This is a genomic window from Brevundimonas sp. (assembly GCF_035935935.1).
Classification (GTDB): Bacteria; Pseudomonadota; Alphaproteobacteria; order Caulobacterales; family Caulobacteraceae; genus Brevundimonas.
This window is the reverse complement of record NZ_DASYWO010000002.1, coordinates 79,769-100,017: the sequence shown is the minus strand read 5'-3', so window position 1 is coordinate 100,017 and position 20,249 is coordinate 79,769. Positions and strand designations below refer to the sequence as shown.

At 70.1% G+C, this 20,249-nt stretch carries 21 protein-coding genes; 13 read left to right on the top strand and 8 right to left on the bottom strand.

The annotated features are described in order from the left end of the window. The first annotated feature begins 273 nt into the window (after positions 1–273). The 4 genes from VGR32_RS00910 to VGR32_RS00895 are packed head-to-tail and all read left to right on the top strand — an operon-like array spanning position 274 to position 2,751. A complete protein-coding gene (locus VGR32_RS00910; protein WP_327447108.1) occupies positions 274–978 on the top strand; it encodes a CoA transferase subunit A in 705 nt (234 codons plus the stop codon). Next, positions 978–1,199, top strand: coding sequence for a hypothetical protein (locus VGR32_RS00905; protein ID WP_327447106.1), 222 nt, complete (start codon positions 978–980; stop codon positions 1,197–1,199). The genes VGR32_RS00910 and VGR32_RS00905 overlap by 1 nt, the downstream gene beginning before the upstream one ends. Next, positions 1,199–1,858 carry a 3-oxoacid CoA-transferase subunit B gene (locus VGR32_RS00900; RefSeq protein ID WP_327447104.1) on the top strand — a complete coding sequence of 220 codons (660 nt, stop codon included), beginning with the start codon at positions 1,199–1,201 and terminating at the stop codon, positions 1,856–1,858. Before VGR32_RS00905 ends, VGR32_RS00900 begins: the two co-directional genes overlap by 1 nt. A 44-nt stretch (positions 1,859–1,902) precedes the next feature. Continuing rightward, a complete protein-coding gene (locus VGR32_RS00895; RefSeq protein WP_327447102.1) occupies positions 1,903–2,751 on the top strand; it encodes a toxic anion resistance protein in 849 nt (282 codons plus the stop codon). Here the strand turns inward: VGR32_RS00895 and VGR32_RS00890 are convergent. Genes VGR32_RS00890 through flgK form a run of 6 tightly spaced genes read right to left on the bottom strand, consistent with a single transcriptional unit; the run spans position 2,748 to position 9,259 of the window. Continuing rightward, positions 2,748–3,350, bottom strand: coding sequence for an ABC-type transport auxiliary lipoprotein family protein (locus tag VGR32_RS00890; RefSeq protein WP_327447100.1), 603 nt, complete (start codon positions 3,348–3,350; stop codon positions 2,748–2,750). The two genes, VGR32_RS00895 and VGR32_RS00890, sit on opposite strands and share 4 nt — an antisense overlap. Further along, positions 3,347–4,285 (bottom strand): MlaD family protein, encoded by a 939-nt coding sequence (locus VGR32_RS00885; protein ID WP_327447098.1) that lies wholly within the window; start codon positions 4,283–4,285, stop codon positions 3,347–3,349. The genes VGR32_RS00890 and VGR32_RS00885 overlap by 4 nt, the downstream gene beginning before the upstream one ends. A gap of 8 nt (positions 4,286–4,293) precedes the next feature. Further along, positions 4,294–5,064: an ABC transporter ATP-binding protein gene (locus tag VGR32_RS00880; RefSeq protein ID WP_327447096.1), complete on the bottom strand. Its 771-nt coding sequence runs from the start codon at positions 5,062–5,064 to the stop codon at positions 4,294–4,296. Beyond that, positions 5,061–6,176 carry an ABC transporter permease gene (locus VGR32_RS00875; RefSeq protein ID WP_327447094.1) on the bottom strand — a complete coding sequence of 372 codons (1,116 nt, stop codon included), beginning with the start codon at positions 6,174–6,176 and terminating at the stop codon, positions 5,061–5,063. The genes VGR32_RS00880 and VGR32_RS00875 overlap by 4 nt, the downstream gene beginning before the upstream one ends. A 51-nt stretch (positions 6,177–6,227) precedes the next feature. Further along, a complete protein-coding gene (locus VGR32_RS00870; RefSeq protein ID WP_327447092.1) occupies positions 6,228–7,145 on the bottom strand; it encodes a flagellin in 918 nt (305 codons plus the stop codon). Further along, positions 7,145–9,259 (bottom strand): flagellar hook-associated protein FlgK, encoded by a 2,115-nt coding sequence (gene flgK / locus VGR32_RS00865; RefSeq protein ID WP_327447090.1) that lies wholly within the window; start codon positions 9,257–9,259, stop codon positions 7,145–7,147. Before flgK ends, VGR32_RS00870 begins: the two co-directional genes overlap by 1 nt. Positions 9,260–9,616: 357 nt before the next feature. On the opposite strand from flgK, the gene VGR32_RS00860 reads away from it, so the two are divergent. The 6 genes from VGR32_RS00860 to VGR32_RS00835 all read left to right on the top strand — a co-directional run bounded on the left by VGR32_RS00860 (position 9,617) and on the right by VGR32_RS00835 (position 15,392). Beyond that, the gene (locus VGR32_RS00860; RefSeq protein WP_327447088.1) at positions 9,617–10,873 is read left to right on the top strand and encodes a flagellar hook-length control protein FliK; all 1,257 of its coding nucleotides are present in this window, start codon (positions 9,617–9,619) and stop codon (positions 10,871–10,873) included. A gap of 4 nt (positions 10,874–10,877) precedes the next feature. Further along, on the top strand, positions 10,878–11,591 hold the full coding sequence (locus tag VGR32_RS00855) for a flagellar hook assembly protein FlgD (RefSeq protein WP_327447086.1): 714 nt from the start codon (positions 10,878–10,880) through the stop codon (positions 11,589–11,591). Positions 11,592–11,603: 12 nt separating this feature from the next. Continuing rightward, a complete protein-coding gene (gene flgE, locus VGR32_RS00850) occupies positions 11,604–13,058 on the top strand; it encodes a flagellar hook protein FlgE (RefSeq protein WP_327447084.1) in 1,455 nt (484 codons plus the stop codon). Between the two features lie 162 nt (positions 13,059–13,220). Next, a complete protein-coding gene (locus VGR32_RS00845; protein ID WP_125257761.1) occupies positions 13,221–13,505 on the top strand; it encodes a DUF1153 domain-containing protein in 285 nt (94 codons plus the stop codon). 107 nt (positions 13,506–13,612) lie between these two features. Beyond that, a complete protein-coding gene (gene mnmA, locus VGR32_RS00840; RefSeq protein WP_327447082.1) occupies positions 13,613–14,827 on the top strand; it encodes a tRNA 2-thiouridine(34) synthase MnmA in 1,215 nt (404 codons plus the stop codon). Next, entirely contained in the window at positions 14,820–15,392 is a 573-nt protein-coding gene (locus VGR32_RS00835; RefSeq protein ID WP_327447080.1) for a hemerythrin domain-containing protein, read from the top strand. The genes mnmA and VGR32_RS00835 overlap by 8 nt, the downstream gene beginning before the upstream one ends. On the opposite strand, the gene VGR32_RS00830 is transcribed toward VGR32_RS00835, so the two are convergent. Next, the gene (locus VGR32_RS00830) at positions 15,389–16,225 is read right to left on the bottom strand and encodes a thioesterase family protein (protein ID WP_327447078.1); all 837 of its coding nucleotides are present in this window, start codon (positions 16,223–16,225) and stop codon (positions 15,389–15,391) included. The two genes, VGR32_RS00835 and VGR32_RS00830, sit on opposite strands and share 4 nt — an antisense overlap. Before the next feature lie 172 nt (positions 16,226–16,397). On the opposite strand from VGR32_RS00830, the gene VGR32_RS00825 reads away from it, so the two are divergent. From VGR32_RS00825 to VGR32_RS00815, 3 genes are all read left to right on the top strand, one after another. Further along, positions 16,398–16,889 (top strand): helix-turn-helix domain-containing protein, encoded by a 492-nt coding sequence (locus VGR32_RS00825; protein WP_327447076.1) that lies wholly within the window; start codon positions 16,398–16,400, stop codon positions 16,887–16,889. 53 nt (positions 16,890–16,942) lie between these two features. Continuing rightward, on the top strand, positions 16,943–18,349 hold the full coding sequence (locus VGR32_RS00820; protein WP_327447074.1) for a tetratricopeptide repeat protein: 1,407 nt from the start codon (positions 16,943–16,945) through the stop codon (positions 18,347–18,349). Between the two features lie 61 nt (positions 18,350–18,410). Beyond that, positions 18,411–19,592: an acetyl-CoA C-acyltransferase gene (locus tag VGR32_RS00815; RefSeq protein ID WP_327447072.1), complete on the top strand. Its 1,182-nt coding sequence runs from the start codon at positions 18,411–18,413 to the stop codon at positions 19,590–19,592. A gap of 204 nt (positions 19,593–19,796) precedes the next feature. Here the strand turns inward: VGR32_RS00815 and VGR32_RS00810 are convergent, their stop codons facing one another. Beyond that, entirely contained in the window at positions 19,797–20,243 is a 447-nt protein-coding gene (locus VGR32_RS00810) for a TIGR01244 family sulfur transferase (protein WP_327447070.1), read from the bottom strand. Positions 20,244–20,249 lie beyond the last annotated feature (6 nt).

The following is a 20,249-nucleotide window of genomic DNA, read 5'->3' as shown; positions in this document are numbered from 1 at the left end:
CGCAGGACGTCGCCGCCCGCCGGAGGCGACCGCGGTAAGGCGTGAACAGCGCCACCCGACGCGGGCTTCCGTCCAAACCACGCGCGCGGAGCGTCACGCGAAGCCGAAACGGTATTTTCTTTCTGCATCCGGGCTTCGCGCCCGGCGCTCCGCCCGTCCTCCAACCTCCGTCATCCGACAGGGGGCGCTTCCGCTTGCCCGAAACGATGCCCCGCCGTAGAGACGGATCAAGCGCGCCGATATTCATCAGGCGATGAAAAGCACGAGGAAGCGATGCGGAAGATCTATCCCGACGCGAAGTCCGCGTTGGAGGGGCTGACCTTCGACGGCATGACCGTCATGTCCGGCGGCTTCGGCCTGTGCGGCATTCCCGAAAACCTGATCGCGGCCCTGCGGGACACCGGGGTGAAGGGCATCACCGTCATTTCGAACAATGCCGGGGTCGACGGCTTCGGCCTCGGCCAGCTGCTGGAGACGAAGCAGATCGCGAAGATGATCTCGTCCTACGTCGGCGAGAACAAGGAGTTCGAGCGCCAGTATCTGGCCGGCGAGCTGCAGCTGGAGTTCAACCCCCAGGGCACCCTGGCCGAGCGCATCCGCGCGGGCGGCGCCGGCATCCCGGCCTTCTTCACCGCCACCGGGGTCGGCACCCTGGTCGCCGAGGGCAAGGAGGTCCGCAACTTCGACGGCCGCGACTACGTCATGGAGACCGGCCTCGTCGCCGATCTGTCGATCGTCAAGGCGTGGAAGGCCGACGAGCGCGGCAACCTCGTCTTCCGCAAGACCGCCCGCAACTTCAACCCGATGATGGCCACGGCCGGCAAGGTCACGGTTGTCGAGGTCGAGGAGATCGTGCCGACCGGCTCGCTGGACCCCGATCAGATCCACACCCCCGGCATCTACGTCGACCGCCTGATCCAGGCCACGTTCGAGAAGCGCATCGAGCAGCGCACCATCCGCCAGCGCGAGACCGTCTGATGGAAGACCGTCACTACGACATCCTGAAGAAGATCAGCGGCCAGCTGACGTGGGCGCTCGTCTTCCTCTTCATCATCATGCTGAACACCTGCTCGGTCAGCGACGACGTCGAGGACGCCATCCGCGACGCGCGCCGTGCCGAGCGCAAGGCCGAGGGCCTTGAGGCCATCGCCGCCCTGCCGGCCTCCGAGCCCGCCCCCGTCAAGAAGGACGCTCCCTGATGCCCCGCACCCGCGACCAGCTCGCCGCCCGCGCCGCCCGGGAGCTTCAGGACGGCTTCTACGTCAACCTCGGCATCGGCATTCCGACGCTGGTGGCCAACCACATCCCGGCCGGCATGGAGGTGACCCTCCAGTCCGAGAACGGCATGCTGGGCATGGGGCCCTTCCCCTATGACGAGGACGTCGATCCCGACCTGATCAACGCCGGGAAGCAGACCATCACCGAGATCCCCGAAAGCGCCTACTTCAGCTCGGCCGACAGCTTCGCCATGATCCGCGGCGGCCACATCAATCTGTCGATCCTCGGCGCCATGGAAGTCGCCCAGAACGGCGACATCGCCAACTGGATGATCCCCGGCAAGCTGGTGAAGGGGATGGGCGGCGCCATGGATCTGGTCGCCGGCGTCAAGCGGGTCGTCGTGGTCATGGAGCACGCCAACAAGCACGGTCAGTCCAAGGTGCTGAAGGCCTGCACCCTGCCGCTGACCGGCACGGGCGTGGTCAGCCGGGTCATCACCGACTTGGCGACCTTCGACGTCAAGCCGGACGGCTCCGGCCTGGTCCTCATCGAGCTGGCCGACGGCGTGACGCTGGAAGAGGTCGCGCAGAAGACCGAGGCGGCCTACGAAATTGCCCCTGAGTTGAAAACCGTCGCATAGTCTTTCCGGCCCGCCCATCGTCGGCGGGAACGGGGAGAATGGGCATGGCGGACGGCGCGAACCTGCGGGCGGGCGGACTGCCCGCGCCTGACGTCGGGCGCGTCGAGGCCCTGCGCGCCACGCTGGATCCGACGACGCCGGAAACCTTCGGCGAGGCCGAGCGCAGGACCCTGCTGGCGCTCCTCGATCGTGTGGTCTCCGACGTCCGCACCGGCGACCTCACCGAGGCCCGCGCCCGCCTGACGCATCTGGACACCGCCCTCTCCCGGCTCGACGTGGGCTCGCTGGAGCCCCGCCAGGGGCTCGCGGGTCTGTTCGACTCGCGGAGCAAGCGGCTGCGCACCTTCCGCGAAGCGTTCTCGGACGCCGCCCGCACTGTGTCCGAGACGGCCGGCGAACTCACCGAACGGGGCGCCGCCGTCGCCCGTCGCGACGCCGGTCTGGACGCGCTCTGGGCCGAAGTGCGCGCGGCGCTGGAGACGGTGAACGCCCATCTCGCCGCCGCGCTGGCCGTGCTTGATCCGGCGCCGACCGGCGACGAGCCCGATCCGCACGCCCCCCTTCGGCAGCGGACCCGCGACCTCGCGGCCTGCCGGGACGCGGCCCTCGCGGCCCTGCCCCGTCTGCGTGCCGCGCAGAATGCCGACGCCCCGGCGCTGGCTTCGCTGGAGAGGTGCTCCGCCGCCGTCGAGGCGTGGAAGGCCGAGTGGACCCGGTCGCTGGGTCTGGCTGGTCGACGACCGAAGAAGGTGCGGCCCGACGCCGTCGGCCTGGAGACGTCGCGCCGGACGCTGGCGGGCGCCGTCGCCGACGCCGTGCGGCGCCTCGACGCCTCGCTGGCCCGTCGCACCGCGGTGACGGGCGAACTGCAGGAGCTGCGCCGCCCGCTCTAGGGGCGGGCCGTGCTCTCGATCCAGCCGGCGATCTGCTCGGCCAGATCGCGCGAGCCGGCGTCATAGGCCGCCACGATCGGCGCGACCCGGTTCTCCGCCGCCGGCGTCTGGACCGTGAAGGTCCGCTCGGCCTCAATCTCGCGATCCGGCAGGCCGACAAGCCGGGCCCGCACGGTCATGACCACGACCGGCGCCGCGCCGGGCGCCGCATAGCGCGTCTCGAACGTCGTGGCGTCGACGTCCAGCGCCACGTCACCCTGGGCCAGGTCGCGCGCACCGATCAGCCGGATGCGTCCGCCCCGGTTCGCCACCGCGCCCTCCAGCGCGGCCGCGAACAGCCGGTCCGCCGGCTCCACCCAGCGCGCGCCCTTCAGATAGGCCGCCTCGGTTCCCGTGACGGTCAGGATGCGGTCGCCCTCGGCGGATTCGGGGAAGGTGACGCGGCGCACCGCCACGTCCACCGCGCCCGCGGCCTCGCCGCCGCTGGGCGCGTCCATCGCCGCGCCGAAGCGGTACATCTGGACTGGATCGGGCGACGACAGCAGCGCACAGGCCGACAGGCCGGCGGCGACGGCCGCGATCGAGAGCGTACGGATCACGGCTGCACCTCCAGCTCCTTGGTGGGCGGTCGCCCGATGAAGTCGCGCGGGCTGGACCGGACCTCGTCGATCAGGTCCTCCAGAGACGCCGTGGCCGCCTCCAGCCCTGCGATGGCCCGTTCCAGCTGGGGCAGGCCGTTGTCCGCGAAGTCGCCCAGCGGCGCCTCGAGGTTCGACACCGTCCGGTTGACGGACGCCGCGGCCTCCTGCGCCTCGGCGGTGGCCGCGTTGATGTTGGCGATGGCTTGCCGGCCGTCGGTGTTCACCAGACGGCGGGCGTCCTCGCCCAGGGCGGTGTATTCCGCGATGGCCTCATTGGCGCGGGTCAGCGCCTGCTCCAGCTGCTCCAGCATGCCCTTGCGGGCCTCCAGTTCGGCGGTCAGGGATTCCACGTTGCGCAGCGAGGTGGAGAAGCTGCGGATGTTGTCGTCGCTCAGCACGCGGTTGATGCGGTTCAGCGCGTCCACCGTCTGCGCCAGAACGGTCCCGGACCCGCTCAGGAGTTCCGAGATCGGGCTGGGCTGGCTCTGGATCACAGGCACGACATTGTCGGGATACTGCGTCTTCAGCAGCGGCCGCCCGTCGGTGCCGGCGGTGATCTGGATGTAGTTCAGGCCGGTGATGCCCTGCGGTTCCAGCTGCGCGCGGCTGTCCACGCGGATCGGCGTCGTGGCGTCCACGCGGATGCGGGCGACGACCTGGTTGCCCTTGCGCGGATCCAGCCGCAGGTCCGTCACCTCACCCACGCGGATGCCGTTGAAATGCACCTCGCCCCCTTCCGACAAACCGCGGACGGGCCCGTAGAAGACGATGTCGTACTGGTCGAACTCGTTGTTGAACGACAGGCGGGCCAGCCAGATCGAAAACACCACCAGCGCCGCGAGAAGCGCGACGGTGGCGATGCCGACGGCGGCGTAGTGGGCGTCTCGTTCCATCGTCGTCCTCAGGCGGCCTTCGCGGCGCGACCGCGCGGTCCCAGGAAGTATTCCCGGATCCACGGATGGTCGGAACGCTCAAGCTCGGAAACGGTCGCCTTGGCGACCACGCGTTTGTCTGCCAGCACCGCCACCTTGTCGGTTATGGCGTAAAGGCTGTCGAGATCGTGGGTGATCATGAACACCGTCAGGCCCAGATCGTCGGACAGCTGGCGGATCAGATCGTCGAACGCCGCGGCTCCGATGGGATCGAGTCCCGCCGTGGGTTCGTCGAGAAAAAGCAGTTCCGGGTCCAGCGCCAGCGCCCGTGCCAGCCCGACCCGCTTCTTCATGCCGCCCGACAGTTCGGCCGGCTTCAGATGGTGCGACTCCGGCTTCAGACCGACCATGGCGATCTTCATCTCGGCGATCTCGTCGATCATCGCCGCCGGCAGCTTCGTGTGTTCGACCAGCGGCGCCGCCACGTTCTGCAGAACGGTCAGGGAGGAGAACAGCGCGCCGCTCTGGAACAGCACGCCGGTCCGCCGCTCGACGTCGGAGGCCTCCTGTTTCGACAGCGTCGCCATGTCGTGACCGAAGATGGAGACAGACCCGCCCTCGGGTTCCTTCAGGCCGATGATGGTGTTCAGAAGCACCGTCTTGCCGGTGCCGGACCCGCCGACCACGCCGATGACCTCGCCGCGTTCGACGGTCAGGTCCAGGTCGTCGTGGATGACGTTGTCGCCGAACTGGCTGCGCAGGCCGCGCACCTCGATCAGGGCGTCGCGAGCGGCGGTCAAATGTTCAGCTCCAGGTAGATCAGGGCGAACACCGCATCCAGCAGGATGATGGCGAAGATCGCCTGCACCACGGCCGCCGTCACGCGCCGGCCCAGGCTCTCGACGTCGCCCGCGACGGCCATCCCCTGCCGGCATCCGATCGCGGCGACCACCATGGCGAATACCGGCGCCTTGGACAGACCCACCATGGCCTGCTGAAACATCAGCGGATCGTCCTGCATGCGCTGCAGGAAAAAGGCGGGGCCGAGGTTCAGCGTGCTCCAGGTGACCAGCAGACCCCCGAAAAGGCCCGCCAGCATGGCCGTGAAGGTCAGCAGCGGCAGCATCACGAGCAGGGCCGCCAGGCGCGGAATGACCAGCGCCTGGAACGCGTTCACGCCCATGACCTGCATGGCGTCGATTTCCTGGTTCATCCGCATCGCCCCGATCTCCGCCGCGAACGAGGATGCGGAGCGGCCCGCCAGCAGCACGGCCGTCAGCACTACCGCGAACTCGCGAAGCACGGAAAAGCCGATCAGCTGGACCGCGAAGACGCCCGCCCCGAACTGGCTGAGCAGGTTCACACCCAGAAAGGCCACGACCGCGCCGATGAAGAAGTTCGTGATCATGACGATGGGCATGGCGTCCAGCCCGGCCCGCTCGGACTGGCTGACCCACGCCGCCCAGCGAATGCGTCCCGGATGCTTCAGCGCCGTTCCCGTCGCGGCGATCAGCCGCCCGAGGAACGCCAGAGACAGGGTCGCCTCCGCGGCGAAATCGTAGACGCCGTGCCCGATCTTGGCGAAGGTCCGCGTCACGGGGTCGGCCCGGCGCGGGGGCGGCGCGCTTTGTCGTTCGAGCTTCTCGACGAGCGCGTAGATCCGGCCGGCCTCGGGCCGCGCCTTCCAGTCCGCCTTGCCGAGCCGGCCCGCCCCGCCCTGCACCAGCGCCAGGGCGCCCGCGGTGTCGAACTTCTGCAGATCGCTCAGGTCGACGCCCGCGACCTTGCGGCCCGCCAGCGCCTCTTCCAGCCGCCGGCCGGTGCGGCCCAGCGACGTGGTGGTCCAGTCGCCCGAAAGCTTCAGCAAGGCGCCGTCGCCCGCTTCCTCGACCTGAAAGTCAGCTTTCGCCATGTCCCCTGCTTAAACGGAGCCGTGGCGGCTGACCACCGCCGTAAACTCGCGTCAGGTCAGGAAGTTCAGCAGCGACACCTGCCGCAGCTGGTTGATGACCTGGGCGGACGCCTGCATGGCCACCTGCGACAGTTCCAGGTCGGTCAACGCCTGCGCCAGATCGGCGTCGGTCCGTTCCGACACCAGCGCCTCCAGAGCGTCGCTCTGCTCCTTCTGGGCCTTCAGCACGTTGTCGACGCGGTTCTGCACCGCGCCGTTCTGGGCTGCCTGATTGGTGACGCCCTCCCGCGCGGCGTCCAGACGCGACAGCATGCCGGTCAGGAAGTCGCGCGTGGCGTCGTCCATGTCGCCGGCGATCGGCGTGGCCTCGTGTCGGCGCTGGATCTCGTGGAAAACGCGGAACAGCGCCCCGCCCACATCGTCGGCCAGAAAGCCGGTCTCCAGGGCCGTGCCTTCGTCCAGACGCGACACCTGAACCAGGTCGTCGTTGACGAAACCCGTGTCCGGATCGGCCAAGGCCGACAGCTCCGCCATCGTCCGGGGGGTGACCGGCGCCTCCGACGAGGCCCCGCCAGCGAAGAGATAACGCCCCTGATGGCGCGTGTTCAGGCCGTCGAGCGCGATCTGGAACTGACCCTGAAGCTCCAGCATCAGACCGTCGACACGCCCCGCCGCCAACGCGCCGGCGATCGCCTCGCGCGCGCCGCCGGCCCCGTCAGCCACCCGGTTCAGCGCCAGGTTCTGGCTGGCCAGCCGCCCGGCCGCCGCCTTTCCGGCGTCGATGAAGCCGGCGATCCGGCTCTGCGCCGACTTGAGCGCCGTCAGCGACTCCGACCCGCGGCCGAAGCCGACCAGATCGGTCGCGTTCTTCTGGGTGGAAACCCTCTCCTGCGCCTCCTGCGAGCGCACCTGCGCCCCCATCAGGTCGAGAAGGGCGGACTGGTAGTTCCCGAAGGTCGAGACCCGCATCAGACGATCCCCAGAAGCACGTCGTAAAGGTCCTTGGCCGCCTGGATCAGGCGCGCCGAGGCGTTGAAGGCCTGCTGATAGGTGGTCATCAGCACCAGCTCCTCGTCCAAGTTGACGCCTTCGTGCGCCCGCTGGCGCGAAAAGGCCTCGGAATGCAGCGCGGCGGAGCTTTCCGCCCGCGACTTGGCCACCGCCGCGCGGCCGCCCACATCGCCGGCCAGTTCGGAGGCGTAGCGCGAAACCGAGGACGTGCCGCCGACCGACTCCCCGGCGGCGTCGAACTTCGTCGATCCCTGCCCCGCGTCCGCCAGCGCCAGTCCGCCGCGCCCGTCGCCCGACACGAAGGCGCGCGCGCCGACCGCCGTGGCGTAGTCCGCCCGGGCCAGACCCAGCAGGGCAGGGTTGCGCGCGACGTCGGTGCGCAGGGCGAACCCGTCGGCCCGCGACGCGCGCACGCCGCCGCCGATGCCGAACATCTCGGTGATCGAAACGCCCGACGCGGACTGGCTGGTCCGGTCTTCCAGAACCGACAGCCTCGCCGGCGGCGTGGTCGAGCCCACGAAGGTCAGAGAGCCGTCGCCGCCGAGGCGGAAGGCGCCGTGCCCGCCGACGCCCGTCACAGGGTCGTTCAGGGCGTTCAGGAGATCGGTCATCGTGCCGCCCGGCAGGGTGACCTCGACGTCGCGCAGGCGTGCACCCGTCTCGCCCGTCAGCCGCAGCTTCAGCGTCTGCCCTGCCGGGAAGCCGTGCGGCGACGTCGCCCCCAGACCGGTGGCGTACAACGCCGGCCGGTCGGTGGTGATCAGGTCGTTCAGGCCGAAGAAATGCGACAGCCCCATGCCCTGCTTGCGGGCCGGGGATGCGGGATCGTCGACCACGGCGGCGCCGCGGCTAGCCGCGGCCGTGATCGTCAGCCGCCCGTCCACGAAGCTGGCCGTGCCCGAGGTCCCCAGCTTCGTGTTCAACTCCGCCAGAAAGCCCGAGAGCGGCACGGTGTCCCCGTTCACGGACACATTGCCCGCGCCGTCGAACGCCAGCGCGACGCGCGTTTGCACCACGCCGGCCGCGTCGGTGATCAAGACGGCCGTGTTTCCGGTGAAACCCGCCAGCGCCGTATCCAGCGACTGCCCGACGTTGCGTCCGCTCAGCGACTGCGGCGCCGGCACGGCGGTGTTGGCGTTGTGAGCCCGGTTCAGCTCGTCGGCGGCGCGCGTCAGAAGCTCGGCCAGACGCTCCGCCGCCTGCGGCGCGTCGACGTCGCGGAGCTCGACCAGCCCCTTGATCTCGCCTGAGGTCACGCCGTCCAGCAGCGGACGCTTCTGACCGCGCGGTTCGGTGACCCAGATCTCGTTGAAGCTGCTCTCGGCGTTGATCACCCCCGCGCGCGCATACTCCAGCGTCGCGAACCCGTCTCCGGCCAGCAGCGCGCCGCCGTTGGTGCGGATCGACACGCCGCCGACGTTCCGCTGCGACACCCGCACGTCGAGGATGCCGGACAGCTCGTCGATCAGCCGCGCCTGCGCCGCCTCGGCGCCGGACGCATCTTCGTTGACGACGGTGGCTTTGGCGATCTGGACGTTCAGCGCCTCGATCTGCTGCAGAAGGCCGTTGGCCCGATCCACGGCGCTCTTGATGCGGCCGTCCGCGTCCTCGCGCACCGACTGGATCTGCCGCGAGATGCGCGCGCCCTCGTCGAACAGGCTCTGCACGCCGAAGATCGCCGCCTGGCGCGCGGGCGACGACGCCGGATCCTCGGCCGTCGCCGCGAAGGCGGAGAACATGTCGTCCACCTGGGCGAAGAAGCCCGACGTGCCGCCCGGGTCGCCGAACAGGCCCTGGATGCGGTCGAACAGTTCGTGCCGCACGCCCTGACGCTGCGCCTCGGCCGAGGCCGACATGGTCGCGGCCTGCAGGAAGCGATCGGTGGCCAGACGGACGCGCGTCACCTCGACGCCCACCCCCACGCCCTGACTGACCAGCGAGCTCTGCTCGGCGACCTTGCGGACGTATCCGGGCGTGTTGACGTTCGCGACGTTGTCCGAGACCACGCGCAGTTGCATCTGCGCCGCCGTCAGGCCGGACTGGCCGGCGCTCAGGATCGAGTTCAGCGACACGTGAGCGCCTCCCCGGTGGGCAAAGCCTGCATCCGGGCGCGCGGATTTTGCCGCCCGCCCATGACAGGCAAGTCACTGATAAATTTAGGATGCCGGTCGAGGCGCACGATCATGGTGAGCTGGGAGCGCAAGACCCGGACCAATCAGGATCGACCCGCGGGCGCCGGGCAAAAACCGGTCGGGGCGCGGCAGATTTCGCCGCAGAGAGCCTGATCTTACGACCTGTCGAGAACCCGGATTATCTCGACAAGACAGCTAACTAGCATGCTGAGGACCGGCTGGCCCGGAGCTTGCGCCAAGGGCTGCCGACCTTTGGGCGCAGCAGGCGCCGCCGTTCCCACCCCTTCCCGGTGCCCGATGCTCGTTCAGAGCCTGTTCGCCCTCGCCGTCCCTGCCGCGCCCCAGCCCGGCGACGCGTCCGCCGCTCCGGCGGACGGCGAATTCGGCCGTCTGGTGGACGTCGCGCCTGCCGCGGAACCCGAAACCGTCGGGCCGGCCCGCCCGCCGGCCCACAAGGCCTTGCCGGATCATACGGGGCCGCAGATCCTCCCCGGAGAGGATGCCCTCAGCCTTGCGCCGAAGACCGGCAAAGAGGTCCGGCCCGAAGTCCTGCCGGCGGAGACGGGCCTCGTCGCGCCGGACGACCTCGCCGACCCCGTCGCGGAAGTGCTGCCGGCCGAACCGGACACGGCCATGGGAGAGCCGCGCGTCGGGGCAAAGGCCCTCAAGGACGCCGGGCCCCGCCCCGAAATCCTTCCGGCCGAGGTCGGCCCCGTTGAAACCGCGCGACCTGAGATCCTGCCCGCGGAGGTCGGTCCGGCCCCGCAGCCGGCCCCCCAGTCGACCCCTGCGAAGAGTGTTCCGGCGCTCGCGCCGGTCGCGCCGGGCGTGCCGTCCGTGAGGAGCGAAGACGTCCGCGCGGCCTTGCCTCAAGACGACGAACCCGCACCGGAATCTGGCCCCACGTCGACCGTCGCCACGGCGCCCGATGGAGACGCCGCGCCGCAAGCGTCTCCGGCGGCTCCCGCAAGCGGGGCGCCGCGACCGGCAAACCCGGCCGCGCCCGAGACCCCTCGCATTGAGCCGTCCGTCGCCGGCGTCGGCGCAGACCCCGCGGTCTCATCGGCGCCGGAGGCCGCGCCCTCTCCCGCCACCGAGGCGCCCCTCTTCTCGCTGTCGCGCGTCGCGCACGAGACGCTGGCCGACCTCACCGCCCAGATCGTAAAGCGGCTGGAGGGCAAGTTCACCCGCTTCGAAATGGCCCTGACGCCCGAGGACCTCGGCCGCGTCGACGTCAGTCTTGAGATGGGCGAAGACGGCTCGCTGACGGCGCGCCTCGCCTTCGACACGCCCGCCGCCGCCGCCGAGATGCGCGCCCAAGTCGACCAGTTGCGTCGCCAGCTGGAACAGGCTGGTTTCCAGCTGGCCCGCGACGCGCTGGAGTTCTCGCACCGCGAAGGCGCCTCGGGCCAGCGACAGGATGGCTTCGAACGCCGCCCGGGCCGCGCCTTCGCGGCCGCGCGCGATCTGGCCGATCGGGCCGAAGCCGCGCCGCTGATCAACGTCTCCTTGTCTCTCGGATCGGCGCGCGACCGCGTCGACGTGAAGGTCTGAACCCATGGTCGACGCCGTCACCACAGCCAGTCAGGCCGGGGGCCGCATCGGCGCCTCCTCGGCTCTGCTCAGCCAGAATTTCGAAACCTTCCTCGCGCTGCTGACCGCGCAGCTGAAGAACCAGGATCCGCTGTCGCCGGTCGACTCCAACGAATTCACCGGCCAGCTGACCCAGATGGCCGGGGTCGAGCAGCAGCTGCTGACCAACGACCTGCTGACGGCCATCCTGCAGGGTCAGGGCGGGGCCGGGCTGACGGGCGCCACCAGCTACATCGGTCGCGAGGCGACCGCCGTCTGGTCCGCGGTCAAGGCGACCGACGGCGAGGCGACGTGGAGCTACGAACTGGCTTCCGACGCCGCCTCGGCGAAACTGCAGGTGCTCGACGCCTCCGGCCGCGTGGTCCACGAGATCGACGCGCCGGAGAAGGGCGTGGGCGTCCACGACTTTACATGGACCGGCGGTCAGGACGGTCAGGTCTACACCCTGAAGGTCGCCGCCACGAACACCGCGGGCGAGGCGGTCCAGTCGCAGGTGCTGGTCCGTGGCCGCGTGACCGGCGTCGAGATGTACGACGGCCAGCCCTACCTCACGATCGGCGCGTCGATCCTCCCGCTTTCGGCCGTGATCGCGGTCGAGGAAGCCCGCGCCGCGGTCGAGGAGCCGGAAGCCGAAGCTTCGATCCTCTCCGCTCTCAATCCCATGAAATTGTTCTCGTAACGGAGCCGCGCCATGTCCATCAACAGCGCCCTTCTCGCCGGTGTGTCCGGCCTGACCGCCAACTCGGCCGCCCTGGCGGCCATCTCCCAAAACATCGCCAACGTGAACACGGTCGGCTACAAGCGCACGGCCGGCGAATTCCAGACCGTCATCAACAGCCAGTCCCAGGGTGCGGGCTATTCCGCCGGCGGCGTGCTGGCCACGGCGCGGCACTACACCAGCCAGAACGGTCAACTGCAGCGCACCACCTCTTCCACCGACCTCGGCATCTCGGGCCAAGGCTTCTTCGTCGTCACGGAGAAGGCGGAGAACCTCGAGGTCACGGACAGCCGCCTGTTCACCCGCGCCGGCGCCTTCCGCGTCGACAATCTGGGCTACCTCAAGAACACCTCCGGACTGTACCTGCAGGGCTGGCCGGTCGACGCAGAAGGCAACATCACCACCGACCCGTCCGACCTCAACCGCCTGCGCACGATCAACGTCGGCTCGGTCGGCGGCACGGCCGAGGCCACGACCCGGATTCAGTTGAACGCCAACATCCGCTCGAGCCAGGCCGTGTCTTCCGAAGCCGCCGCCGCCGCCGCGGTCCCGCCGGGCGCCGACGCCTACAACCCCGCGACCAACTCCATGGCCATGTGGGACCCGGAAACCGGCGTCGGCGTGAAGCCGGACTTCGAGCTGACGATTCCGGTTTCGGACTCCAAGGGCGGACAGCGCACGATCGCCATTTCGTTCCTGAAGAGCACCACGCCGAACCAGTGGTACTCCGAAATCCGCGCCGTTCCGGCCGGCGACGTCGTCACCGGGACCGGCCTCGCCAACGGCCAGATCAAGACCGGCCTGGTGGCCTTCACCCAGGACGGCCGCCTGGACGTCGACGCCATGGCCACCCTCGGCGCCCAGGCCCTGTTCGCGGATCCCTCCGTGGCCAGCCTCACCTTCGGCGCTTCCGATTCCGGGGCGCCGGGCGCCGGCGAAGTGAACTGGGCCCCCGGCCTGGGCATCGACGATCAGACCCTCAGCTTCGACCTCACGGCGGCCGCCGGCGGCCTCACGCAGTACGACAGCGCGTCGGTCGTCCAGGCCGTCCTGACCAACGGCACCGCCTTCGGCAACCTGTCAGAGGTCAAGATCGACGAGACCGGCTTCGTCACCGCCATCTTCGACAACGGCGTGACCCGCAAGATCGCCCAGATCGCCATCGCCACCTTCCCAAGCCCCGACAACCTTTTGCAGACCAGCGGCAACGCCTATCGCGTCAGCCAGGGATCGGGGACCTACAACCTGAAGACCGCGGGCACGGGGGGCGCGGGCACCATCGGCTCGTCCCAGCTGGAGGCCTCGACCGTCGACCTGTCGGCCGAGTTCACCGGCCTGATCACCACCCAGCGCGCCTATTCCGCCTCGTCCAAGATCATCACCACGGCCGACGAGATGCTGGCCGAGCTGATCAGCATCAAGCGCTGATCCGGTCGTCGGGGGGACTGAATGACCGTCGTTCGCAATCTGAATCGAATGTGGCCGGGCCTGCGCGCGGGTAAGGCCTCCTTCACCACGCCGCTTAAACGGCCCTTAGCGGCGCCCGGCGCATGGTCCGCCCGTGATGGTTGGTGAATGAGGCAAAAGCCCATGCTGCAAGAGCGTCGAGTCAACAGCAAAGGCGAGCAGTACGTGGTCGGCCCGACGGGCACGCCGCTGACGCTGCGCGACCTGCCCCCGGCGAACACGGACCGCTGGGTCATCCGCCGCAAGGCGGAGGTGGTGGCGGCCGTCCGCGGCGGACTTCTGTCCATCGACGACGCCCTGAACCGCTACGGCCTCACCGCCGAAGAGTTTTCCGCCTGGCAGCAGTCCATCGACAAATGGGGCATGCAGGGCCTGCGCACCACGCGCATCCAGCACTACCGCTCGTAACCCTCCCCCTCCTTGCGAGCCGAACCGAGGGCCGCCGGCAGCGATGTCGGCGGCCCTCGGCGCGTCCGGTCTCGAATTTGCGCCGGTTCGGCACTAAATGGCGCCGCATGAGCCTGACCGAGGACATCTGCCCGATCCCGGCCATCGCCCCCATGAGCGCCGACGGCGACATGGACGCGGCGATCGCCTCGGCGCGCGCGGCGGTCGGCCTGCCCGCCGGTTCGCGCGTGGTCGCGGCCATGTCCGGGGGCGTGGATTCGACCGTGGTGGCCGCCCTTCTGCACAAGGCCGGCTACGACGTGGTCGGGGTCACGCTTCAGCTCTACGATCACGGCGCGGCGCTGAAGAAGAAGGGCGCCTGCTGCGCCGGTCAGGACATCCACGACGCCCGCCTGGCGGCCGAGACGCTGGGCATCCCGCACTACGTCCTGGACTATGAATCGAAGTTCCGCGACGCGGTGATCGACCAGTTCGCCGACAGCTACCTCCGCGGCCAGACGCCGGTGCCGTGCATCCGCTGCAACCAGACGGTCAAGTTCCGCGACCTGCTGGACGTCGCCCGCGACCTCGGCGCGGAGGCGATGGCCACGGGGCACTACGTCCGCCGCGCGATCGGCGCCGACGGCCGTCCGCAGATGCGCAAGGCGGTCGATCATTCGCGCGACCAGTCCTACTTCCTGTTCGCCACCACGCCCGAGCAGCTGGACTTCCTCCGTTTCCCGCTGGCTGATCTCGCGAAGCCGCAGGTGCGGGGCGTCGCCGCCGAGCTGGGCCTGCGCATCGCCGCCAAGCCCGACAGCCAGGACATCTGCTTCGTCCCGTCCGGCGACTACCGCTCGCTGATCGACAAGCTTCGCCCGGAAGGCCGGCAAGCCGGTGAGATCGTGCACATGGACGGGCGCGTGCTGGGCAGGCACGAGGGCGTCACCGACTACACGATCGGCCAGCGCCGTGGCCTGAACGTCGCGGTGGGCGAACCGCTGTTCGTCACGAAGCTGGATCCGGCCCGGCGCCACGTCATCGTCGGCCCGCGCGAGGCCCTGCTCACCGCCGCCCTGACGCTGGAGGAGACCAACTGGCTGGGCGACGCGCCGACGATGCTGGACGCCGCCCGCGACGGCGCCCCCGTGCTGGCCCGCGTGCGCTCCACGCGTCCGCCCTCGCACGCCCGACTGACCCTGAGCGACGGCGCGATCGCCGTCGCCTTCGACCGGGGCGAGGAAGGCGTGGCGCCGGGCCAGGCCTGCGCCCTTTACGAGCCCACCGATCCCGACCGTCTGATCGGCGGCGGCTTCATCCGCGAGACCACTGCGGTTGCCTGAAGACCCTCTGCACCTGTCGACGCGTTCCGGCCTCCCCGAGGATCTGCGCGTCGGCCTGATCGATTTCCCGCGCGCCCGCTGGTCGGAGCCGACCGTCGCCGAAATGGCCCGCTTCTGGCTGGGCGTGCACGACGGATTTCGTCGGCATCACGCCCATCTGGGCGCGCTGGTCTCGCCATGGCGGGACGGACGCTCCGACCTCCGGACCCTGCATGGACGCCTGATTCCTGCGACGCAGCAGTTCCTGCAGCATCTCGACATGCATCACCGCATCGAGAGCGGACAGTATTTCCCCAGCTTTCGGAATCTCGATCCGCGCATCGCCCACGGCATCGACCTGCTGGACCGCGACCACGACGTCGTCCACGAGCGGCTGGAGGCGCTGTTCGCCGCCGCCTCGGCCTTTCATCAGGCCATTCTGGGCGCCGCGCCCGACGTCGCCGACCACGCCGCCCGACTGTCCGACGTCATCGACGCCATGGGCCCGCTGGTCCTGCGCCACCTCGACGACGAGGAGGAGATCGTGATCCCCCTCATCCAGCTTCGCGGCGGAGGGCTGGTCTAGCCCCGCGTCGGCAGGATGCGTCGCCGCTGTCTCACCAGCGCGAGAGCGGTCCCGTTCGGAGCCTGCGCCGTGCCGTCCTCGACCGCCCAACCGCCGCCGACGTCGCGGCTGATGAAGTGGAAATACGCCCATCCCTCGGGCGAAGTCTCCGGCGTCAGCGGCGTCAGAAGGTCCGCGCGCAGGTCCACGCTGGCCGAAATCGCCGGGGGCGCCTCGAACGCGGTGAAGTAGGTCGGATACAGACCGTCCAGCAGGAACAGCAGCCGCGCTTCGTCCAGCGGCAGGCCGTCGATGCAGCGCATCCAGCAGCCCAGCTCCACCGTCTTGCCCGCGTTCTGTCCGAAAAGGCCGTGGCCGTTCGGGAAACGATGCTCGATGTGCCGCGTGAACCAGGGCCCGAACGCCGCGTCCATCGGCTGCGTCTCGAAGTCGTTCGGGCGTCCCGGCGCGGGCGGCATCGGATGCAGCTCCGGCCCGGCCACGTCGCGTCCGAAGGTGACCAGCGCCTGCACGGCCGCCCGTTCGTCCTGCCCGCCCGAAACCGCCGCATAGGTCAGGTTGCGCCCACCCCGCAGAAGCATGGGCGTGAATCCCACCTCCTCGAACCGGGCCGCCGCCAGATACTGGATCGTCAGACTGCGGATCGGCGCCGCGACCCCCAGGCCCGCGCGCGCCGACTCCCCGGCCAGAGCCGCCATCAGCCCACCGAACGGCGCGCCCTTCAGCGGGTCCACCGCCTGTGGCGCGTTCGAGAACTCGGGGTGCAGCGTCGCCGTCAGAGCGCCGTCACGCGGAGTCAGCGTCAGGGCTTCGCCAAGGGTCGTGGTGTTCATCCGCCCGTCGTGCCGCAGTCAAAGGAAGGGCGGAAGCGTCGCCGCCTCCGCCCAGTTTCGGGGATCGGGACCGTCGCCGGGACGACACGTCCGTCTCGAAAAGCAACTTACTGCGTCCGTTCCGAAACGCAACCCTCTTGCCAAACCGCTGACGCAGGGTCACTTTCCGACCATGGGACGCACCGCCGACTATTCGCGCCAGAGCTGCTCGATCGCCGCCACTCTGGAAGTGATCGGCGACCCGTGGACGCTTCTGGTGGTGCGCGACGCCTTCAACGGCGTGACCCGCTTCGAACAGTGGCAGGAGCGGCTGGGCGTGGCGCGAAACGTCCTCGCCGCCCGCCTGAAAAGCCTCGTCCAGCACGGCGTGCTGGAGCCGCGTCTCTATTCCGAGCGCCCGCCGCGCAACGAGTACGTCCTGACCGCCAAGGGCAAGGATCTCTACGGGGTGCTGATCACCCTGCACGGCTGGGGCGCCAAGCACGTCTATGGCGACGCCGACGCCGGCGTGTTGATGACCCACAAGGCCTGCGGCGAGGACCTGAAGCCGCGCATCGCCTGCGGCTGTTGCGGCGAAATCGTCAAGCCGCGCGACATCCAGCTGACCATGCGTGCGGACCGTCCCACCGTCGGCGACGTGATGCCCGACGACAAGGCGGCCTGACCGTCAGGTCCGGAAGGCTGGCACGGCCGGTCATGGGGGCCTAGCGGTAGCGGATGCGCCCCGGACTCATCCTCGCGCTGCTGATGCTGGCCACGCCCGCCGCGGCCCAGGATCCCGCGCGCATCCAGTCCGACGTGCGTGAAGGCCAGCGCCTGATGGCCGAGGGACGCCCCGCAGAGGCCGAACCCATGTTCGCCCGCGCCGCCTCGGACGCCCGCGTGCTGTGGGGCGACTCCTCCCCCGACGCCGGCAGCCTGCTGCTCCTTCAGGCGAACGCGGTCGAGGACCAGGGCCGCTTGCCCGAGGCCGAAGTCCTGTACCGACAGGCGCTTGCCGCGCTCGAGCGCTCGACGGAAGTCGGCCACCCCCGTCGCGGCTGGGCGCTCAACGACTTCGGCCTGAACCTGCATCGTCAGGGCCGACATGAAGAGGCGCGACAGGTCACGCTCCGGGCCGTCGAGCTGCGGACGGCCTCGGAAGGTCCTGACGCTCCGACGACCCTGACGTCTCTCAACAACCTCGCGTCGATCCTGCGCGCGCTCGGCCGGTTTCCGGAGTCCGCCGACATCCAGCGCCGTATTCTGGCAGCGCGCGAGACGACGCTGCCTGCGGACGATCCAGAGCTGGCCCTGACCCTGAACAATCTCGGCGCCGTGCTGCTGGACCTCGACCGGCCGGAAGAAGCCGAGGATCTGCTGCGTCGCGCGGCAGGCATCCGCGCGCGAGCGCTGGGTGACGACCACCCCCTGACCGCCCAGACCCTGACCCTGCTGGCCGTCGCGCTCGCACGCGACGGTCGCACGGAGGCCGCGTGGGCGACCCAGGCGCGCGCGGTGGAGACGTTGGGGGCAGCCGACGCTCCCGTCGAGCTGGCGGCCGCCCTGACGGGGCGTGCCGACCTCGCGCTCGAGCTCGGGCGCCTGGATGAAGCGCTGATCTCCGCGGAACGCGCCCTGTCCTTGCGTCGGTCGCATCTCCCCGCCGCCCACCCGGACGTGGCCGGCGCGCTGACCGTGCTCGCCGACGTGCATCTCGCCCGGGGGCGGCCCGATCTGGCGCTGCCCCTGCTCGAGGAGGCGCTGACCCTGACGCGTGCGTCGCTCGGCCCGGACCATGTCGACGCCCTGCGCATCCTCACCCTGTTGGGCCTGACGGAAGCAGAACTCGGCCGGGACGACCCGGCGCTCGAACGTCTGGCGGAAGCCGCGGACCTGGCGTCCCGCGTCCTGCCGCCGCTTCACCTTGGCCGTATCGCGACGACCGCCGATCTCGGCGCCGCGCTGGCCGCCGCCGCACGGCCGGACGACGCCCTGCCCCTGCTACGGGAGGCCGGCGACGCCATGATCACGCGCCGCGGCGCCGCCTCCCGGATCGGCTCGACCGACCGCGAGCACGACGCGCTGCGCCACCTCTGGCGCCTCAGCGTCACCGCCGCCTGGGACGCCGCTCATTCCGACTGAGCACTTGCAACATGACGCGCGACCCGCGATCTACACCGCCTGAGTTTCGAAAGGCCACGCCATGTCCGATCCCGTCGTCATCTGTTCGTTCGCCCGCACGCCCATGGGCGGGTTCCAGGGCGCCCTGTCCGGCGTGAAGGCCACGGATCTGGGGGCCGCCGCCGTCAAGGCGGCGGTCGAGCGCGCGGGCGTCCCCGCCGAAAAGGTCGACCAGATCCTCATGGGCTGCGTCCTGCCCGCCGGCCTCGGTCAGGCCCCGGCCCGTCAGGCCGCCATCGGCGCCGGCCTCGGCCAGCATGTGGAGGCGACGACGGTCAACAAGATGTGCGGCTCGGGCCTGCAGGCCGCCATGATGGCGCACGACGCGCTCAAGGCCGGCACCGCCGACGTGATCGTCGCGGGCGGCATGGAGTCGATGACCGGCGCCCCGTACGTGATGAACAAGCACCGCGGCGGCGCCCGCATCGGTCACGACGTCATCGTCGACACCATGTACATGGACGGGCTGGAAGACGCCTACACCCCCGGCAAGCTGATGGGCGCCTTCGCCGAGGACGCGGCAGGCCAGTACCAGTTCACCCGCGAACAGCAGGACGAGTACGCCATCGAAAGCCTGCGCCGCGCCAACGCGGCCATCGCCTCCGGAGCCTTCAAGGCCGAGATCACGCCGGTGGAGGTCAAGACGCGCGCAGGCGTCGAGATCGTCGACACGGACGAACAGCCCGGCAAGGCGCGTCCCGACAAGATCCCGACCCTCAAGCCGGCTTTCGCCAAGGACGGCACGATCACCGCCGCGAACGCCAGCTCAATCTCGGACGGGGCCGCGGCGCTGGTGATGACGCGTGAAAGCACGGCCAGGGCCCTTGGTCTGCCGGTCGTGGCCCGAGTGGTCAGCCACGCCTCGCACGCCCACGAGCCGGGCCTGTTCACCACCGCCCCCGTGCCCGCGATGAAGAAGACGCTGGAGAAGGCCGGCTGGTCCGTCGACGACGTCGATCTGTGGGAGGTCAACGAGGCTTTCGCCGTCGTTGCCATGATCGCCCAACAGGAGCTCGGCATCGACCGCGAGAAGCTGAACGTCAACGGCGGCGCCACCGCTCTGGGTCACCCGATCGGCGCCTCGGGCGCGCGCGTCCTCTCTACCCTGCTGGCGGCGCTTCAGGCCCGCGGCGGCACGAAGGGCGTGGCCTCGCTCTGCATCGGCGGCGGCGAGGCCGTGGCGATGGCGGTGGAGCTGGCCTGACGCCGACGGCATCGGCGGAGATCCGGCGAAAGAGTGCGGTTCACTGCGCTGGTGTGCGCGGACTTCCCCAGTGAAACCAGGGGCCGCCCGGAATTCCGTCGCCTTGCGTCGCCGTCGGTCGTCGCGGCGGTCACACTCTCTGCCGTCGTCGCGGAAGTGGGCCGGATGATGGAAATGAGAGTCTTTTTTTCTGGACTCTCACTCTCACTCTCGCGGTCGGCCTGAACCCCGCACCCCGCCCAGGTTCAGCTGGGGTCTCAGGCCCTCCAGGTCGTAGCCGGCCGCGGCGGCCGTCGACACGATCTCGTCGGTCGGGCGCCCTCCCGCCTGCGACAGGGCCCACAGGACGGTCGAGCGCGTGCCCGTGCGGCAGAAGGCCAGCGTCGGGCCGGGCATCTCTTCCAGCGCCGCGCCGAACGCCCGCGCGTCCTCCTGAGACAGCGTGGGCATGGTCACGGGCAACCAGCGGAACTCCAGCCCGGCGTCGCGCGCCGCCGCCTCGATCTCCGCGGCGTCCGGCTGGCCGGGCTCCTCGCCGTCGGGGCGGTTGGACATCAGGCTGCGGAAGCCTTGCGACGCGGCGGTCGCCACGTCGTCGAGCGTGATCTGGGGGGCGACGGCCAGTCCGTCGGTCAGGGGGCGGGCTTGCATGCGGTC

Coding starts and splice junctions, on each gene's coding strand:
- VGR32_RS00910 (WP_327447108.1), top strand. CDS start 274: ATGCGGAAGATCTATCCCGACGCGAAGTCCGCGTTGGAGGGGCTGACC.
- VGR32_RS00905 (WP_327447106.1), top strand. CDS start 978: ATGGAAGACCGTCACTACGACATCCTGAAGAAGATCAGCGGCCAGCTG.
- VGR32_RS00900 (WP_327447104.1), top strand. CDS start 1,199: ATGCCCCGCACCCGCGACCAGCTCGCCGCCCGCGCCGCCCGGGAGCTT.
- VGR32_RS00895 (WP_327447102.1), top strand. CDS start 1,903: ATGGCGGACGGCGCGAACCTGCGGGCGGGCGGACTGCCCGCGCCTGAC.
- VGR32_RS00885 (WP_327447098.1), bottom strand. CDS start 4,285: ATGGAACGAGACGCCCACTACGCCGCCGTCGGCATCGCCACCGTCGCG.
- VGR32_RS00875 (WP_327447094.1), bottom strand. CDS start 6,176: ATGGCGAAAGCTGACTTTCAGGTCGAGGAAGCGGGCGACGGCGCCTTG.
- VGR32_RS00870 (WP_327447092.1), bottom strand. CDS start 7,145: ATGCGGGTCTCGACCTTCGGGAACTACCAGTCCGCCCTTCTCGACCTG.
- VGR32_RS00860 (WP_327447088.1), top strand. CDS start 9,617: ATGCTCGTTCAGAGCCTGTTCGCCCTCGCCGTCCCTGCCGCGCCCCAG.
- VGR32_RS00855 (WP_327447086.1), top strand. CDS start 10,878: ATGGTCGACGCCGTCACCACAGCCAGTCAGGCCGGGGGCCGCATCGGC.
- flgE (WP_327447084.1), top strand. CDS start 11,604: ATGTCCATCAACAGCGCCCTTCTCGCCGGTGTGTCCGGCCTGACCGCC.
- VGR32_RS00845 (WP_125257761.1), top strand. CDS start 13,221: ATGCTGCAAGAGCGTCGAGTCAACAGCAAAGGCGAGCAGTACGTGGTC.
- mnmA (WP_327447082.1), top strand. CDS start 13,613: ATGAGCCTGACCGAGGACATCTGCCCGATCCCGGCCATCGCCCCCATG.
- VGR32_RS00830 (WP_327447078.1), bottom strand. CDS start 16,225: ATGAACACCACGACCCTTGGCGAAGCCCTGACGCTGACTCCGCGTGAC.
- VGR32_RS00825 (WP_327447076.1), top strand. CDS start 16,398: ATGGGACGCACCGCCGACTATTCGCGCCAGAGCTGCTCGATCGCCGCC.
- VGR32_RS00820 (WP_327447074.1), top strand. CDS start 16,943: ATGCGCCCCGGACTCATCCTCGCGCTGCTGATGCTGGCCACGCCCGCC.
- VGR32_RS00815 (WP_327447072.1), top strand. CDS start 18,411: ATGTCCGATCCCGTCGTCATCTGTTCGTTCGCCCGCACGCCCATGGGC.
- VGR32_RS00810 (WP_327447070.1), bottom strand. CDS start 20,243: ATGCAAGCCCGCCCCCTGACCGACGGACTGGCCGTCGCCCCCCAGATC.